17 protein-coding genes are annotated in these 15,045 nt (G+C 67.7%); 10 read left to right on the top strand and 7 right to left on the bottom strand.

The window, feature by feature from the left end:
- Window positions 1-168 precede the first annotated feature (168 nt).
- The 6 genes from E5198_RS10210 (at window position 169) to E5198_RS10185 (ending at window position 3,834) form a co-directional block, all read left to right on the top strand.
- Window positions 169-873: a hypothetical protein gene (locus E5198_RS10210; protein WP_236574586.1), complete on the top strand. Its 705-nt coding sequence runs from the start codon at window positions 169-171 to the stop codon at window positions 871-873.
- A gap of 2 nt (window positions 874-875) precedes the next feature.
- Window positions 876-1,715: a hypothetical protein gene (locus tag E5198_RS10205; protein ID WP_136489892.1), complete on the top strand. Its 840-nt coding sequence runs from the start codon at window positions 876-878 to the stop codon at window positions 1,713-1,715.
- Window positions 1,712-2,620: an ABC transporter ATP-binding protein gene (locus E5198_RS10200; protein ID WP_136489891.1), complete on the top strand. Its 909-nt coding sequence runs from the start codon at window positions 1,712-1,714 to the stop codon at window positions 2,618-2,620. The genes E5198_RS10205 and E5198_RS10200 overlap by 4 nt, the downstream gene beginning before the upstream one ends.
- An 87-nt stretch (window positions 2,621-2,707) precedes the next feature.
- The gene (locus tag E5198_RS10195; protein WP_136489890.1) at window positions 2,708-3,190 is read left to right on the top strand and encodes a phosphate-starvation-inducible protein PsiE; all 483 of its coding nucleotides are present in this window, start codon (window positions 2,708-2,710) and stop codon (window positions 3,188-3,190) included.
- A gap of 60 nt (window positions 3,191-3,250) precedes the next feature.
- On the top strand, window positions 3,251-3,505 hold the full coding sequence (locus tag E5198_RS10190; RefSeq protein ID WP_136489889.1) for a type II toxin-antitoxin system HicA family toxin: 255 nt from the start codon (window positions 3,251-3,253) through the stop codon (window positions 3,503-3,505).
- Window positions 3,502-3,834: a type II toxin-antitoxin system HicB family antitoxin gene (locus tag E5198_RS10185; RefSeq protein ID WP_136489888.1), complete on the top strand. Its 333-nt coding sequence runs from the start codon at window positions 3,502-3,504 to the stop codon at window positions 3,832-3,834. The genes E5198_RS10190 and E5198_RS10185 overlap by 4 nt, the downstream gene beginning before the upstream one ends.
- Before the next feature lie 22 nt (window positions 3,835-3,856).
- Here the strand turns inward: E5198_RS10185 and E5198_RS10180 are convergent, their stop codons facing one another.
- Entirely contained in the window at window positions 3,857-4,318 is a 462-nt protein-coding gene (locus tag E5198_RS10180; RefSeq protein ID WP_136489887.1) for a multidrug transporter, read from the bottom strand.
- Between the two features lie 19 nt (window positions 4,319-4,337).
- Entirely contained in the window at window positions 4,338-5,117 is a 780-nt protein-coding gene (yaaA, locus tag E5198_RS10175; protein ID WP_136489886.1) for a peroxide stress protein YaaA, read from the bottom strand.
- Between the two features lie 258 nt (window positions 5,118-5,375).
- On the opposite strand from yaaA, the gene E5198_RS10170 reads away from it, so the two are divergent.
- Window positions 5,376-6,767: a PhoH family protein gene (locus E5198_RS10170; protein ID WP_136489885.1), complete on the top strand. Its 1,392-nt coding sequence runs from the start codon at window positions 5,376-5,378 to the stop codon at window positions 6,765-6,767.
- Window positions 6,768-6,854: 87 nt separating this feature from the next.
- Here E5198_RS10170 and E5198_RS10165 read toward each other — a convergent pair whose 3' ends face one another.
- Window positions 6,855-7,565 (bottom strand): SIMPL domain-containing protein, encoded by a 711-nt coding sequence (locus tag E5198_RS10165; protein ID WP_136489884.1) that lies wholly within the window; start codon window positions 7,563-7,565, stop codon window positions 6,855-6,857.
- A 154-nt stretch (window positions 7,566-7,719) separates the two neighbouring features.
- On the opposite strand from E5198_RS10165, the gene E5198_RS10160 reads away from it, so the two are divergent.
- The 3 genes from E5198_RS10160 (at window position 7,720) to E5198_RS10150 (ending at window position 10,599) form a co-directional block, all read left to right on the top strand.
- Entirely contained in the window at window positions 7,720-8,985 is a 1,266-nt protein-coding gene (locus E5198_RS10160; RefSeq protein WP_136489883.1) for an ATP-binding protein, read from the top strand.
- Window positions 8,986-9,015: 30 nt separating this feature from the next.
- The gene (locus tag E5198_RS10155) at window positions 9,016-9,576 is read left to right on the top strand and encodes a response regulator transcription factor (protein WP_136489882.1); all 561 of its coding nucleotides are present in this window, start codon (window positions 9,016-9,018) and stop codon (window positions 9,574-9,576) included.
- 81 nt (window positions 9,577-9,657) lie between these two features.
- Window positions 9,658-10,599, top strand: coding sequence for an AEC family transporter (locus tag E5198_RS10150; RefSeq protein WP_136489881.1), 942 nt, complete (start codon window positions 9,658-9,660; stop codon window positions 10,597-10,599).
- Window position 10,600: 1 nt separating this feature from the next.
- Here E5198_RS10150 and E5198_RS10145 read toward each other — a convergent pair whose 3' ends face one another.
- From E5198_RS10145 to gatA, 4 genes are all read right to left on the bottom strand, one after another.
- On the bottom strand, window positions 10,601-11,686 hold the full coding sequence (locus E5198_RS10145; protein WP_136489880.1) for a calcium/sodium antiporter: 1,086 nt from the start codon (window positions 11,684-11,686) through the stop codon (window positions 10,601-10,603).
- 99 nt (window positions 11,687-11,785) lie between these two features.
- Window positions 11,786-12,175: a septal ring lytic transglycosylase RlpA family protein gene (locus E5198_RS10140; RefSeq protein ID WP_136489879.1), complete on the bottom strand. Its 390-nt coding sequence runs from the start codon at window positions 12,173-12,175 to the stop codon at window positions 11,786-11,788.
- 111 nt (window positions 12,176-12,286) lie between these two features.
- Window positions 12,287-13,735, bottom strand: a complete 1,449-nt coding sequence (gene gatB, locus E5198_RS10135) for an Asp-tRNA(Asn)/Glu-tRNA(Gln) amidotransferase subunit GatB (protein WP_136489878.1) — start codon at window positions 13,733-13,735, stop codon at window positions 12,287-12,289.
- Between the two features lie 11 nt (window positions 13,736-13,746).
- Window positions 13,747-15,045: Asp-tRNA(Asn)/Glu-tRNA(Gln) amidotransferase subunit GatA (gene gatA, locus E5198_RS10130; protein WP_136489877.1), on the bottom strand; the 1,299-nt coding region annotated here is incomplete at its 5' end.

The following is a 15,045-nucleotide window of genomic DNA, read 5'->3' as shown; positions in this document are numbered from 1 at the left end:
GCGGCAGGCTCCGGCCCGCTCGTCTGTTTCCGTCCTCCACCCTGCGTGAGACGTGGTTCATCGATGTTTCCTTCTTCCGATTTCTTCTCCGGCCTCCGTCTGGCTCAGCGCGCGCATTTCCCGGCGCTGGCGGGGGGCGCTCTGGTCGTGCTGGTCCTGGCGGCCTGGATGGCAGCCCAGTTCAGCGCCCGCCAGCCGACGACGGTGGCGCTGGATGTCGGCTTTTCCGCAATGCGCCTGCTGCTGCCTCTGGTCATGGTGCTGATGACCCAGGAACTGCTGTCGCGCGAGTTCGATCGCCGCTATTTTCTGTCCTCGTTGACCTATCCGCGCGCACGCCATCGTCTGCTGCTGGGACGCTTCGCCGCGCTGGCGATGCTCTGCCTCGGCCTGTTGCTGGTCATGAGCGTGGTGCTGGGCCTGGCGGTGACCCTGATCGGCAAGGGTTACGAGCAGGTTACCCCGGTGTCGCTGGGGCAGCCTTACCTGGTCGCCATCGCTTTCCTCGCCCTCGACCTGCTGGTGCTCACCGCACTGGCCGCCTTCCTCGCCATGGTCGCCTCCACGCCGAGCTTCGTGCTGGTCGGCACCTTCGGTTTCCTGCTGGTGGCGCGCTCCTTCGCCGCGATAGTCGAGTTGCTCAATCGCAATGCGGCAGTGGTCGCTGACGCCGAGGGCTATCGCGCCGGAATCGGTACCCTGGGCTACCTGTTGCCCGATCTGGGGGCGCTGGATGTGCGCATGGTCGCGCTCTATGGTCGCCTGGACTTCCTTCCCGCCGACTGGCCCTGGCTGGTGCTGGGCTGCCTGGCCTATGCCTTCGCCCTGCTGGGGCTGGCGGTATGGGCTCTGCAACGCAAGCGTTTTGCCTGACCATGCGCCGCCCTCGTCCTGCCCTGTCGCTGGCCCTGCTGGGGTTCGTCCTGTTCGCCGGCGTCACCCTGTGGCGCAGCGAGCATCCTGTCCTGCGCCCCGATGCCGAGGTCGGCGATCGGGTGGTGATCGCCGCGCCGGTGCTGTTGGCACTGTACGGCGGTGACCGTTTCCTGGCAGCCAACCTGGAGGCCATGCGCCTGTCTGCCACCGGTACGGACCAGGGCCTGACTGATACCGGCTATCTGGTCCGGGCTCAGCGCGAGGTCGCTCGCCTCAATGCCTGTCACGAGGATAACTATTACCTGGCCAATGGCCTGCTGACCTGGGGAGGTGCCGTGGACGAGGGGAACGACGTGCTGCGGGCTGCTATCGACTGCCGATTCTGGGATGACATCCCCGCGTTCTTCTACGGAGTCAACCAGGCCTTCTTCCGACGCGATATCGTGGCAGCGAAATGGGCGCTGGAGCTGGCGGCGCAACGGGCCCCGGAGAATGCGGCCAGCTTGCACAAGCTGGTGGTGATGCTGCAGGCGGAAAGTTTTGCCGACGAGCGACTGGCGCTGAACTACCTGGTCCAGCAGCGCGATACGGCCAGCGATCCCAAGTTGCGGCAGATGCTCGCCCAGCGCGTGGTGCGCCTGCAGGGGCTGGTGACGCTGCGCGAAGCGCAGCGCCGCTACGAGGCCGCTCATGGTCCCCTGCAGGCTCTGCAGCAGCTGATTGAGCAGGGCCTGCTCGACAGCTTGCCGATCGACCCGTTGCGTCTGGGCTACGAGCTGCAGAATGGGCGAATCGTCCTGAAGAAACTGAGGATTCCCGGAATGGAGGAGCAGTCGTGAGTGCAGCGCTGGAGTTTCGCAGCGTCAGCAAGACCTTCAGGGCGAAGGGCAAGACCGTGCAGGCGCTGCGCGAGGTCAGCTTCAGCCTGGGTGAGGGCGAGGTGTTCGGCTTCGTCGGCCCCAACGGCGCCGGCAAGTCCACCACCATCAAGATCATGCTCGATGTGATCAACGACTACCAGGGCGAGGTGCACCTGTACGGCCGTTCGGCCCGCGACGCCGAGGCGCGCCGCGGGGTTGCCTATGTGCCCGAGGCGCCAGCCCTCTACGAGCAGTTCACGCCGCTGGAAATCCTGCGCATGGGGCTGTCGATGTACGGCATCCGTCGCAAGGATGCCGACGCCTGGTGCATGGCGTGGCTGGAGCGCTTTTCCGTCGCGGTGAATGCCAGGCGGAGGATTCGCGAGCTCTCCAAGGGCAATGTGCAGCGTGTAGCCCTCGCGCATGCCATGGTGGTTCAGCCGCGTCTGCTGGTTCTCGATGAGCCACTTTCGGGGCTCGATCCAGTGGGGCGCAAGGATGTGGTCGACATTCTCAATGAGTACAAGAATGGCGGTGGAGCGATTTTCTTTACCTCGCATGTACTGCATGACGTCGAGCGCATTGCCGATCGCTTCGGCTTCATCAATCAGGGTGAACTGCTGACGGTGCGTTCGCCGCGCGACCTGGCCGCCGAGCGGGCCGATTTCCATCGAGTACGCTACCAGGCACCGGCAGCGGTCACTCCCGGCTGTGTCGAGTGTCGTGTCGGGGAGTTCGAGTGCGAGTGTGCCCAGAGCGAACTGCCTGAGATGATTACCCGCTTGAGCGCAGCAGGAGGTCATCTCCTGGAGGTCAGGCCGGCGGTGTCTCTGGAGACCGTGTTCTTCCGCACCCTGGAAAAAGCTGCCAGCGTGCGCTCCTGAGTTGCGTCGGTTGGCCATTCGAGGCGTCTCGGTGGCGTTGGCAGTGTGGCATCATGGCGCCCTGAACCTCTGCAGGGAGCCTTTGTCATGACCCCCCACCGCGCCGAACGCCTGCGCCACGCCATGCACCGCCACGCCGATTCCCTCGGCAACCTCCTGGTCGAGGGTTTCCACTATCTGGCGCTGTTCGCCATCGGCGGGGCGGTGGCCTGGGCGGCGGGGCATACCTTCCTCGGCATGTTCGAACGCGGCCAGGCGACCATCGACGACATCCTGCTGCTGTTCATCTACCTCGAGCTGGGCGCGATGGTCGGCATCTACTTCAAGACCAACCACATGCCGGTGCGCTTCCTGATCTACGTGTCGATCACCGCGCTGACCCGCCTGCTGATCGGCGACATCCAGCACACCCACAAGCCGAACATGGGCATCGTCATGGTCTGCGGGGCCATCCTGCTGCTGGCGCTGGCCAACCTGGTGGTGCGCTTCAGTTCGGCCAGGTTCCCGGCGGTGGAGACCTCGGGGCGCAAGGGCGGCGAAGCGCTCGAGAGCCATGGCGACCGGCCCTGAGCGGGTGAATGAAAGGGGGCGTGGTTTTCTGTAGCTATCATGATTTGATAGCATTGCTCCATGCAGAGCCGACACCGTAAAACCCTCGAAGCCATCTTCCGCACTCCGACCAGTGCGGCGTTGGTTTTTTCCGACATAGAGGCGCTGGTTCTCCACTTGGGAGGTCGAGTGCTGGAGCGCGAGGGATCTCGGGTCAAGCTCGTGCTGGGAGATGTGCAGTGGCGTTGTCACCGTCCCCATCCTGGCAAGGAGGCCAAGAAGTATCAGGTTGAAGAAGCCCGCGAGTTCTTGCGGCGGGCAGGAGTCGAGCCATGAACAGCATGACTTACAAGGGCTATACCGCCCGTATCGAGTTCGACGAGCGGGACGACATTTTCGTTGGTCGCGTACTCGGGGTGCGAGACATCATCAGTTTTCACGCGGACTCCGTAGCAGAGCTGCGTGCCGAGTTCGCGCATGCCGTTGACGATTATCTAGCCGATTGTGCCGAGCAGGGCATCAGTCCGGACAGGCCGGCTTCGGGCAAGGTCATGCTGCGTATCCGCCCGGAGGTGCATGCCGCTGCGGCCATTGCGGCACAGGTCGCCGGCAAGAGCCTGAACCAGTGGGCCGATGAGGTGTTCGAGCGCGCGGCGCGCGCATAGCGCCTCGCGATGGTCGGTGGTTTCAATCCGCGAACCGCCCGCGCAGCCGCTCGGCGCGGTATTCCAGGCTGCTGGCGCGGTAGCCCGGTCGCAGCGGCGGCAGCGGCAGGCAGTCGCGCCACTCGCTGCCGGGCAGCAGGCGGTGCAGGATGCGGTAGTGCGGGCTGTCGTAGCGGTCGTCGGCGAGATCGATGGTATCGCCGCTCTGGTAGGCGCCGACCCGCCAGGTCAGTTCGGCCAGCGGTCGCTCGCTGCCATTGCGCAGGCGGGCGCGCAGCGGGCGGTCGGCGGGGCAGCCGGCGTCCCACTGCAGGTCCAGCTCTAGGCGGTCGAGGCGCCCCTGTTCGCGTTGCTCCTGCCAGATCACGCCCAGCGCCACCAGGCCGAGGGCGAACAGCGCCAGCAGGTTGATCGGCACGGCGCGGGTCGGGTAGCGGACCAGCAGGACCAGCCAGGTGAGGACGATCAGGGCGCCGATCAGCATGCGGGATTCCTCGCGGTGTTCAGTCCTCGGGATGGTCGCGCAGGAACACCAGCCGGTCCGCGCTCGACTGCGCCGCGGCGTAGCGGTAGCCGGCCAGGTCGAAGTCCTTGAGCGCCTCGGCATCCCGCAGGCGGTTCCTGATCACGTAGCGGGCCATCAGGCCGCGGGCCTTCTTGGCGTAGAAGCTGATGATCTTGTACTGGCCGTTCTTCAGGTCGCGGAATTCGGTGTCGATGACCCGGGCTGCGAGCGCCTGGCGCCTGACCGCGCCGAAGTATTCGTTGGAGGCGAGGTTGAGCAGGACGTCGTCGCCCTGTTCGGCCAGCGCCTGGTTAAGCCACTGGCTGATGCGCTCGCCCCAGAAGGCGTAGAGGTCCTTGCCGCGGGCGTTGGCGAGGCGGGTGCCCATCTCCAGGCGGTAGGGCTGCATCAGGTCGAGCGGGCGCAGCACGCCGTAGAGGCCGGAGAGCATGCGCAGGTGGCGCTGGGCGAAGTCGAAGTCGCCCTCGTCGAAGCTGTCCGCATCCAGTCCGGTGTAGACGTCGCCCTTGAAGGCGAGCAGAGCCTGCTTGGCGTTCTCGGGGCTGAACTCGGGAGTCCACTGGGCGAAGCGTGCGGCGTTGAGGCCGGCGAGCTTGTCGGACAGGCCCATCAGTTCGGCGATCTGCGCCGGGGTCAGCTCGCGCAGCTGGTCGATCAGCTCGGCGGCGTGGTCGAGATGTTCGGGCAGGGTATGGCGCGCGGTCACCGGCGCGGTGGTGTAGTCGAGCGTCTTGGCGGGGGAAATCACCATCAGCATTGCAGCTCTCCTCTGGCTGTCGGGCGATTCTAGCAGTAGGCTCAGGGTGCGGGGTCCTCGCGGGTTGGCACGGGGGCCGGGCCGGTGGCTAGACTCAATGCAGAGGAGGTCGGTTCGGTGCAGTAACTTTGCGGTAATCGTTGGGACGCTATCTGGGAGACAGGCCGCCGCGCGACGCACGAGCGCGAGGGCGGCCCCTGAGGGCGGAGCGCCTGCGGGCATTCCGTCGCATGACCGACAGGATCGAGGTGACCGACCATGGACAAAAGCGCCAGCAAGACCACGCATCCCCGACTGTATGTGCTCGATACCAACGTCCTGATTCACGACCCCAATGCCCTGCTGAATTTCGAGGAGCATCAGGTGGCCATCCCGATGACCGTGCTCGAGGAGCTCGATCATCTCAAGAGCGGCAAGCACGGCGTGGCCGCCGAGTGCCGCCAGGCGATCCGCCTGATCGACCAGTTGCTCGGCGAGGCGACGCCGCCGCAGGTCGAGCAGGGCGTGCCGATCCAGCGCGGCAAGGGCGCGCCGCGGGGCAGCCTGTCGATCCTCATGAGCCGCCTGGACACCAGCCTCAGCGGCCTGCCCGAACACCTCAACGACAACAAGATCATCAACCAGCTGGTGGAGCTGCAGGGCCGTCGCCCGGACGTCGAGGTGGTGCTGGTCAGCAAGGACATCAACATGCGCCTCAAGGCGCGCGCCTGCGGGGTGGCCGCCGAGGACTACCACACCGACCAGTTGGTCGACGACGTGGCGCTGCTGCCGCGCGGCTACCACAGCTTCCCCGGCTCGTTCTGGCAGAAGGTCAGCAAGGTCGATACCCACCAGGAGATCGGCCGCACCCTGCACCGCGTGCCGCTCAACGGCAACAGCCTGCCGAACATGCACGTCAACGAGTTCGTGGTCGACGAGCAGGGCTTCGTCGGCTGGGTCAAGGAGGTGGACAAGCGTCACCTGCTGCTGCTCGACCTGCACCAGGAGCCGCTGATGCACCAGGAGGCCTGGGGCCTGCGTCCGCGCGACATCTACCAGGCGCTGGCGCTCTATGCGCTGCTCGATCCGGACATCCACCTGGTCAACCTGACCGGCGCCGCCGGCTCGGGCAAGACCATCCTCGCCCTGGCTGCGGCCATCGAGCAGACCATGGTCAGCAAGCGCTACCGGCGCATCATCGCCACCCGCAGCGTGCAGGGGCTCGACGAGGACATCGGCTTCCTGCCGGGCACCGAGGCGGAGAAGATGGAGCCCTGGCTGGGCGCCATCACCGACAACCTCGAGGCGCTGCACATGGACGACGAGAGCACCCACGGCAGCGTCGACTACATCCTCCAGCGCGTGCCGCTGCAGTTCAAGTCGCTCAACTACATCCGCGGGCGCAGCTTCCAGCAGAGCCTGATCCTCATCGACGAGTGCCAGAACCTCACGCCGCACCAGATGAAGACCATCATCACCCGCGCCGGCAGCGGTTCCAAGGTGATCTGCCTGGGCAACCTGGCGCAGATCGACACGCCCTACCTGTCGGCGACCAGTTCCGGGCTGACCTACCTGACCGAGCGCTTCAAGGACTTCCCCCACGGCGTGCACATCACCCTGCAGGGGGTGCCGCGCTCGCTGCTGGCGGAGTACGCCGAGGCGCATCTGTAGCGTACAGGGGCGCGGCGGCGCCTGTAGGGGCGAGTTCATTCGCCTGTCCGGGCGCCGTCGGCGAATGAATTCGCCCCTACGCGAGCATCAGGGCAGCTGCACCTCGATCACGCCGTCGGCATTGACCGTCAGCTCGCTGGAGCCGGCTTCGATCTCCGGCGCCGGCGCGCTGTCCATGCTCATCGTCTTGGCCGCCATGCTGCGCAGCAGCGGCGGGCGCGGGCCGCCGCCGGCGTTGAGGTCGAGGCGCACCACGCGGTAGCTGCGCGCGCCCATGGCTTCGCTGACCAGCTGGGCGCGGGCCTTGAAGGCGGCCACGGCTTCCCGGAGCAACTGGTCCTCGCTGCGCTTGCGGCTGTCCGTCGACAGGCTGAAGTGCATGTCGGCCATCTGCAGCTCGTCGAGCAGCCCGGCGCTGAGCTGGGCGAGGGTGGCGAAGTCGGCGCTGTCCAGGCGCAGCTCGGCGCGTTCGCGCCAGGCGACGATCTTGCGGCCCTTGTCGTCGTAGACCGGGCTGCTGTGCCGGCTGCCCAGGCTGACCTCCACGCCCTTGGCGGCGCGGGCGCGCTGCACGGCGCGGTTGAGCGTCTCGGTGGTCTGCGCCGACAGTCTGGCCGGGTCGCTGTGCTGGGCTTCGCTGTAGAGCAGCACGTGCATGCGGTCGTGGGCCACCTCGCGGTTGACCTCGGCACGCAGGCCGATCTGGTTGTAGCGCGGTTCCTCGGCCTGGGCCGGTGGCAGCAGCCACAGGCCGGCGGCGAGGGCGAGCAGGGGAGTGCAGCGGGAAAGTGCGGGCATCGGGGGACTCCTGTCGGTTCGGCCGGCGAAGGCGCCGGTCGTCCAGCTGTGACTGAGCGCGGCCGGGCGGGTTCCCGGCGCGCTCGCGTGCCCATTTGCCGCAGCCGGGCGAGGGGCAATCTGGTTATACTCCGCGAAGTTTCCGGAATATTCCATGCAAGCGCCCGTCCAGTTACTCTCCGCCAGCCTGCAGAACCTCGGTCGGCTGGTCCTCATCCGCCTGCTCGTGCTGGCTGCCCAGGCCGGCTCGGTGGGCTTCGCCTGGTGGTCCGACCGCCTGCCGCTGCCGTGGACGGAGCTGGGCATCACCCTCGCCGTCTCCGGCCTGCTGAGCATCTTCACTGCCCTGCGCCTGCGTGCCTCCTGGCCGGTCACCGAGCTGGAGTACGCGGTGCAGCTGGGCTGCGACTTGGTGATCCACAGCGTGCTGCTGTACTACACCGGCGGCTCGAGCAACCCCTTCGTCTCCTACTACCTGGTGCCGCTGACCATCGCCGCGGCGACCCTGCCCTGGCTGCACACCCTGTCGCTGGCCGGCCTGGCGCTGGCCAGCTACACCCTGCTGCTGTTCTGGTCGCATCCGCTGGACATCCCCGCCGAGCCGCGGGAGACCCTGCTGGTCTACGGCATGTGGCTGAGCTTCGCCCTGGCCGCCGGGCTGATCACCTTCTTCGTCGCCAAGATGGCCGAGGAGCTGCGCGGCCAAGAGCAGTTGCGCGCCCAGCGCCGCGAGGAAGGCATGCGCGACCAGCAGCTGCTCGCCGTGGCCACCCAGGCCGCCGGCGCCGCCCACGAGCTGGGCACGCCGCTGGCGACCATGAGCGTGCTGCTCAAGGAGCTGCGCCAGGAGCACCGCGACCAGCCGGCGCTGCAGGAGGACCTGGCCCTGCTGCAGGAGCAGGTCAGGCTGTGCAAGGACACCCTGCAGCAACTGGTGCGCGCCGCCGAGGCCGAGCGCCGCCAGTCGATCGTCGAGCAGACCGTCAGCGAGTGGCTGGAGGCGGTGCTACGCCGCTGGCACCTGATGCGCCCGGAAGCCACCTACCGCTACCAGTGCCTGGGCGTCGGTGCGCCGCCGCGGCTGATGCCGCCGACCGACCTCAGCCAGGCGCTGCTCAACCTGCTCAACAACGCCGCCGATGCCTGTCCGGAGAACCTCGACATCCGCCTGGACTGGGACGCGCGGGAGATCTGCCTGAGCATCCGCGATCACGGCGTCGGCGTGCCGCTGGCCATCGCCGAGCAGCTCGGCAAGCCGTTCTTCACCACCAAGGGCAAGGGCGGCAAGGGCTTCGGCCTCGGTCTGTTCCTCAGTCAGGCCAGCGTCACCCGACTCGGTGGTACAGTGAAGCTCTACAACCACGAAGAGGGCGGCACGCTGACCGAGTTGCGACTGCCGCGCAATTACGGCGTCGCCTGAGCGCCGGTTCTGCCTTGTGCGAGGAATGAAATGAGCGAAGAAGTCCTGTTCGATGCGGAGGAACAGCCGCACCTGCTGTTGGTGGACGACGACGAGACCTTCACCCGCGTGCTGGCGCGGGCCATGAGCCGCCGCGGCCTGCGCGTGTCGGTGGCCAACTCCGCCGACGCGGGCCTGGCCCAGGCCGAGCGCGACACGCCCGACTATGCGGTGCTCGACCTTAAGATGGACGGCGACTCCGGCCTGGTGCTGCTGCCCAAGCTGCTGGCGCTGGACAGCGAGATGCGCGTGGTGATCCTCACCGGCTACTCGAGCATCGCCACCGCGGTGGAGGCGATCAAGCGCGGCGCCTGCAATTACCTGTGCAAGCCGGCCGACGCCGACGACGTGCTGGCCGCGTTGCTCTCCGAGCATGCCGACCTCGACAGTCTGGTGCCGGACAACCCGATGTCGGTGGACCGCCTGCAGTGGGAGCACATCCAGCGCGTGCTGGCCGAGCACGACGGCAACATCTCCGCCACCGCCCGCGCCCTCGGCATGCACCGCCGTACCCTGCAGCGCAAGCTGCAGAAACGCCCCGTGCGGCGCTGAAGGCGCTGCGGCCCGATAGCGGGAAAGCCTTTCCGCTTCGGGCCGGTTAACATGGGCGCCCCTCGCTGCCCCGGGCGCCCCATGCTCTCGCTGTTCCTGCAGACCTTGTCCGTCACGCTGCCGGTATTCGCCATGCTGTTCCTCGGCGTGCTGCTCAAGCGCTTCGGCCAGATCGACGACCGCTTCATCCACAGCGCCAGCGGCCTGGTGTTCAACGTCAGCATGCCGGTCATGCTGTTCCTCGCCATTCTCCACGCCGACCTCGAGGCGGCGCTACAGCCGGCGCTGCTCGGCTACTTCGCCCTGGCCACCCTGGTCGGTTTCGCGCTCGCCTGGGGCTGGGCGCTGTGGCGCTGCCCGCGCGCCGAGCGCGGCGTCTACGTGCAGGGGGCGTTCCGCGGCAACAACGGCATCGTCGGTCTGGCGCTGGCCACCAGCCTGTACGGCGACTACGGCCTGTCGCTGGGCGGGGTGCTCGGCGGGCTGGTGATCCTGCTCTACAACAGCCTCGCCGTGCTGGTGCTGGAGGTCTACAACCCCGACAGCCGGACCAGCCCCTGGAAGATCCTCAGGGGCATCCTGCGCAATCCGCTGATCCTCGGCGTGCTGGCGGCGATGCCCTTTGCCTGGTGGCAGCTGCGCCTGCCGGTCTGGCTGACCACCTCGGGCGAATACCTCGCCCGGCTGGCCCTGCCGCTGGCGCTGATCTGCATCGGTGGCACCCTGTCGCTGGCCTCGCTGCGTGCCAGCAGCGGCCTGGCGCTGAGCGCCAGCCTGATGAAGATGCTCTGGCTGCCGGCGCTGGCCACCGCCGGCGCCTGGGCGTGCGGCTTCCGCCAGGCCGAGCTGGGCATCCTGTTCCTGTTCTTCGCCAGCCCGACGGCTGCGGCCAGTTTCGTCATGGCCCGCGCCGCCGGCGCCAACCACCAGCTGGCGGCGGCGATCATCGTGATCACCACCCTGCTGGCGGTGCTGACCACCAACCTCGGCCTGTTCGTGCTGCAGTGGGGCGGCTGGATCTGAGTCAGCGCTGCTGCTGCCAGGCGCGGAAACCGATCACCACCAGGGTGACCAGGGTCAGCGGCAGGACGAACCAGGTCATCGCCTGGCTGAACATGGCCAGCCCCGGTGCGTCGGTGCTGTGCATGATCAGCCAGGTGGTGTAGATGGCGTAGTAGGCCGCGAACAGCGCACCCTCCCAGCGGTTGATGCGGTAGCCGGCGAAGAAGATCGGCATGCAGGCCAGGGCCACGGCGATCATCACCGGGAAGTCGAAAGACAGCGCGTTGGCCGAGACGCTGATCGGCAGCGGCGCCACCAGCGAGGCGAGGCCGAGCACGCAGAGCAGGTTGAAGATGTTGCTGCCGACCACGTTGCCCACCGCGATGTCGCGTTCGCCCTTGAAGGCGGCGATCATCGAGGTGGCCAGCTCCGGCAGCGAGGTGCCGATAGCGATCACCGTCAGGCCGATCACTAGTTCGGACAGGCCCAGGGCCTTGGCCAGGGCCACCGCGCCCTCCACCAGCAGATTGGAGCCGCCGACCAGCAGCACCAGGCCGGCGACCAGCAGACCGAGGTTGACTGCCCAGGCGTAGGGCTTGGGCGCTTCGTGCAGGCCGAACTCCTCGGCGAACTCGTCGCCCTCGGCCGCTCCCTTATCCTTGCGGCTGCTGATGATCAGGAACAGGGTGTAGGCGACCACGCCGCCGAACAGCAGGGCGCCGTCGAGGCGACCCAGCTTGCCGTCCATGGCCAGCGCCCAGGTCACCAGGCTGGCGCCGATCATCAGCGGCACGTCGAGGCGGATCAGCTGGCGCGAGACGATCAGCGGCGCGACCAGCGCCGACAGGCCGAGGATCAAGAGGACGTTGGCGATGTTGCTGCCGACCACGTTGCCCACGGCGATGTCGCCGCTGCCATCGAGGGCCGCCTGCACGCTGACCGCGGTTTCCGGCGCGCTGGTGCCGAAGGCGACCACGGTCAGGCCGATGATCAACGGCGGGATGCCGAACTGCGCGGCCAGGCGGGCGGCGCCGCGCACCAGCACCTCGGCGCCGGCGACCAGCAGCACCAGGCCGGCGATCAGGTAGACGAAGGTCATCAGGGTCATGGGAAGGCTCCGGTAAAAATCTGCGCCAGCTTAGCCGTTTGTCGGCCGGCTGCCAGCCCCGGTCCAGGGCCGATTGTTACCGCATGCTGCGCCGCGCTCTCAGTCCGTCACCCGCTCCAGGCGCACCGGTGCCGTACCGCTGCTGAGCATCCCCAGGCGCTCGGCGGCGGCGCGCGACAGGTCGATGATCCGGCCGCGGGCGTGCGGGCCGCGGTCGTTGATGCGCACCACCACGCTGCGCTGGTTGCGCAGGTTGGTGACCCGCACCTTGCTGCCGAACGGCAGCTGGCGATGGGCGGCGGTCAGCGCGTGCTGGTCGAAGCGTTCGCCGCTGGCGGTGCGCCGGCCGTGATGGCGGCTGCCGTACCAGGAGGCCTTGCCCTCGGCACGATAGCCGCCGGCCTCGGCCGGGGCGGGAGCCGGCTGCGGCGCATGGCCGGCGCAGCCGGCCAGCAGTACGAGGAGGGTGGCGAGGAGCAGGTGTTTCATCGAGGGTACCCGTGAATGGCACAACGCCGGGCATGCCCGGGCAGGTCGCTCCGGCGTTGTCTGGTCTGCCTTTGAGCGTTGCGGCGGCGTTTGGTTCGCCGCCGCTGCGCCTCAGCCCTCGAGCTTCTTCTTCAGCAGCTCGTTGACCTGGCCGGGGTTGGCCTTGCCCTTGGACGCCTTCATGGCCTGGCCGACGAAGAAGCCGAACATCTTGGCGCGCTTGGCCTCGTCGCTGGCGCGGTACTGCTCGACCTGGGCGGCGTTGGCGGCCAGCACTTCATCCAGCATCGCCTCGATGGCGCCCGAGTCGGTGACCTGCTTGAGTCCCTTGGCCTCGATGACGGCATCGGCCGAGTCGCCTTCGCCGGCGGCGAGGGCCTCGAACACCATCTTGGCGATCTTGCCGGAGATGGTGTTGTCCTTGATGCGCAGGATCATCCCGCCGAGCTGGGCGGCCGATACCGGCGACTGCTCGATCTCCAGGCCTTCCTTGTTGAGCAGGCTGGACAGTTCGCCCATCACCCAGTTGGCGGCCAGCTTGGCGTCGCCGCAGGCAGCCTGTACCTGTTCGAAGTACTCGGCCATCTCGCGGCTGGCGGAGAGCACGCTGGCGTCGTAGGCGGACAGGCCGTACTGGCTCTCGAAGCGCGCGCGCTTCTCGCCCGGCAGTTCCGGCAATTCGCCACGAATTTGCTCGATGAAGCTGTCTTCCAGCACCACCGGCAGCAGGTCGGGGCAGGGGAAGTAGCGGTAGTCGTTGGCTTCTTCCTTGCCGCGCATCGAGCGGGTCTCGTCCTTGTTCGGGTCGTACAGGCGGGTTTCCTGCACCACCTTGCCGCCGTCCTCGATCAGTTCGATCTGCCGCTGGATCTCGTGGTTGATCGCTTTCTCGATGAAGCGGAACGAGTTGACGTTCTTGATCTCGGCGCGGGTGCCGAACGCTTCCTGGCCCTTGGGGCGCACCGAGACGTTGCAGTCGCAGCGCAGCGAGCCTTCGGCCATGTTGCCGTCGCAGATGCCCAGATAGCGCACCAGCGCATGGATCGCCTTGACGTAGGCGACCGCCTCCTTGGCCGAGCGGATGTCCGGCTCGGAGACGATCTCCAGCAGCGGGGTGCCGGCGCGGTTGAGGTCGATCCCGGACATGCCGTGGAAGTCCTCGTGCAGGCTCTTGCCGGCGTCTTCTTCCAGGTGCGCGCGGGTGATGCCGATGCGCTTGACGGTGCCGTCCTCGAGGGTGATGTCCAGGTGGCCCTTGCCGACCACCGGGTGGTCCATCTGGCTGGTCTGGTAGCCCTTGGGCAGGTCCGGGTAGAAGTAGTTCTTGCGCGCGAACACGTTGGTGCGGCCCAGTTCGGCGTCGATCGCCAGGCCGAACTTCACCGCCATGCGCACGGCTTCTTCATTGAGTACCGGCAGGGTGCCGGGCATGCCCAGGTCGACCAGGCTGGCCTGGGTATTGGGCTCGGCGCCGAAGGTGGTGGCGCTGCCGGAGAAGATCTTCGAGCGGGTGCTGAGCTGGGCGTGGATTTCCAGCCCGATCACGGTTTCCCATTGCATGTGTGTCGTCCTCAGAATCCGGCCGGGGTGCGGGTGTGCCAGTCGCTGACCTGCTGGTACTGGTGCGCCACGTTGAGCAGGCGCGCCTCCTGGAAGTACGGCGCCAAGAGCTGCACGCCCACCGGCAGGCCGTCGACGAAGCCGGCCGGCATGGACAGGCCGGGGATGCCGGCGAGGTTGGCGGTGATGGTGTAGATGTCTTCCAGGTAGGCCGACACCGGATCGGCGCTCTTCGCACCGAGCTTCCACGCCGGGTTCGGGGTGGTCGGGCCGAGGATCACGTCGACCTCGCCGAACGCCTGCACGAAGTCGTTCTTGATCAGCCGGCGGATCTTCTGCGCCTTCAGGTAGTAGGCGTCGTAGTAGCCGGCCGACAGCGCGTAGGTGCCGACCATGATGCGGCGCTTGACCTCGGCGCCGAAGCCCTCGCCGCGCGAACGCTTGTAGAGGTCTTCGAGGTTGACCGGGTTCTCGCAGCGGTAGCCGAAGCGCACGCCGTCGAAGCGCGACAGGTTGGAGCTGGCCTCGGCCGGGGCGATCACGTAGTAGGCGGGAATCGCGTGCTGCATGTTCGGCAGCGAGATGTCCTTGACCGTGGCGCCGAGCCTCTTCAGCTCCTCGACCACCGCCAGCACCTGCGCGGCGATGCGCGCGTCGAGGCCGGCGCCGAAGTACTCCTTCGGCAGGCCGATGCGCAGGCCGGCCAGCGGCTGGTTCAGCGCGGCCAGGTAGTCGTCCACCGGGGCGTCGACGCTGGTGGAATCCTTGGCGTCGAAGCCGGCCATGGCGCCGAGCAGGAGGGCGCAGTCCTCGGCGGTGCGGGCGATGGGGCCGCCCTGGTCGAGGCTTGAGGCGTAGGCGATCATGCCCCAGCGGGATACCCGTCCATAGGTGGGCTTGAGGCCGGTGAGGTTGGTCAGCGCCGCCGGCTGGCGGATCGAGCCGCCGGTGTCGGTGCCGGTGGCGGCCGGGATCAGGCCGGCGGCGACCGCCGCCGCCGAGCCGCCGCTGGAGCCGCCGGGCACGCGGGACAGGTCCCAGGGGTTCTTCACCGCGCCGAAGTGGCTGGATTCGTTGGCCGAGCCCATGGCGAACTCGTCCATGTTCAGCTTGCCGAGGCTGACCGCGCCGGCGGCGGCCAGCTTCTCGACCACGGTGGCGTCGTAGGGCGCCTTGAAGTTGGCGAGGATCTTCGAGGCGCAGGTGGTCAGCACGTCTTTCGTGCAGAACAGGTCCTTGTGGGCGATCGGCGCGCCGAGCAGGGCGCCGGTCTCGCCGGCCGCGCGCCGCGCGTCGGCGGCCGCCGCCTG

This window comes from Pseudomonas sp. A-1, from assembly GCF_004801855.1.
Taxonomy (GTDB): Bacteria; Pseudomonadota; Gammaproteobacteria; order Pseudomonadales; family Pseudomonadaceae; genus Geopseudomonas.
Note: the sequence above shows the minus strand (reverse complement) of the source record. Positions and strands in the feature narration are given on the sequence as shown.

What these genes read in the sequence shown, in the direction of transcription:
- E5198_RS10210 (WP_236574586.1), top strand. Translation starts at nt 169, where the DNA reads ATGGCAGCCCAGTTCAGCGCCCGCCAGCCGACGACGGTGGCGCTGGAT.
- E5198_RS10205 (WP_136489892.1), top strand. Translation starts at nt 876, where the DNA reads ATGCGCCGCCCTCGTCCTGCCCTGTCGCTGGCCCTGCTGGGGTTCGTC.
- E5198_RS10195 (WP_136489890.1), top strand. Translation starts at nt 2,708, where the DNA reads ATGACCCCCCACCGCGCCGAACGCCTGCGCCACGCCATGCACCGCCAC.
- E5198_RS10190 (WP_136489889.1), top strand. Translation starts at nt 3,251, where the DNA reads ATGCAGAGCCGACACCGTAAAACCCTCGAAGCCATCTTCCGCACTCCG.
- E5198_RS10185 (WP_136489888.1), top strand. Translation starts at nt 3,502, where the DNA reads ATGAACAGCATGACTTACAAGGGCTATACCGCCCGTATCGAGTTCGAC.
- E5198_RS10180 (WP_136489887.1), bottom strand. Translation starts at nt 4,318, where the DNA reads ATGCTGATCGGCGCCCTGATCGTCCTCACCTGGCTGGTCCTGCTGGTC.
- yaaA (WP_136489886.1), bottom strand. Translation starts at nt 5,117, where the DNA reads ATGCTGATGGTGATTTCCCCCGCCAAGACGCTCGACTACACCACCGCG.
- E5198_RS10170 (WP_136489885.1), top strand. Translation starts at nt 5,376, where the DNA reads ATGGACAAAAGCGCCAGCAAGACCACGCATCCCCGACTGTATGTGCTC.
- E5198_RS10165 (WP_136489884.1), bottom strand. Translation starts at nt 7,565, where the DNA reads ATGCCCGCACTTTCCCGCTGCACTCCCCTGCTCGCCCTCGCCGCCGGC.
- E5198_RS10160 (WP_136489883.1), top strand. Translation starts at nt 7,720, where the DNA reads ATGCAAGCGCCCGTCCAGTTACTCTCCGCCAGCCTGCAGAACCTCGGT.
- E5198_RS10155 (WP_136489882.1), top strand. Translation starts at nt 9,016, where the DNA reads ATGAGCGAAGAAGTCCTGTTCGATGCGGAGGAACAGCCGCACCTGCTG.
- E5198_RS10150 (WP_136489881.1), top strand. Translation starts at nt 9,658, where the DNA reads ATGCTCTCGCTGTTCCTGCAGACCTTGTCCGTCACGCTGCCGGTATTC.
- E5198_RS10145 (WP_136489880.1), bottom strand. Translation starts at nt 11,686, where the DNA reads ATGACCCTGATGACCTTCGTCTACCTGATCGCCGGCCTGGTGCTGCTG.
- E5198_RS10140 (WP_136489879.1), bottom strand. Translation starts at nt 12,175, where the DNA reads ATGAAACACCTGCTCCTCGCCACCCTCCTCGTACTGCTGGCCGGCTGC.
- gatB (WP_136489878.1), bottom strand. Translation starts at nt 13,735, where the DNA reads ATGCAATGGGAAACCGTGATCGGGCTGGAAATCCACGCCCAGCTCAGC.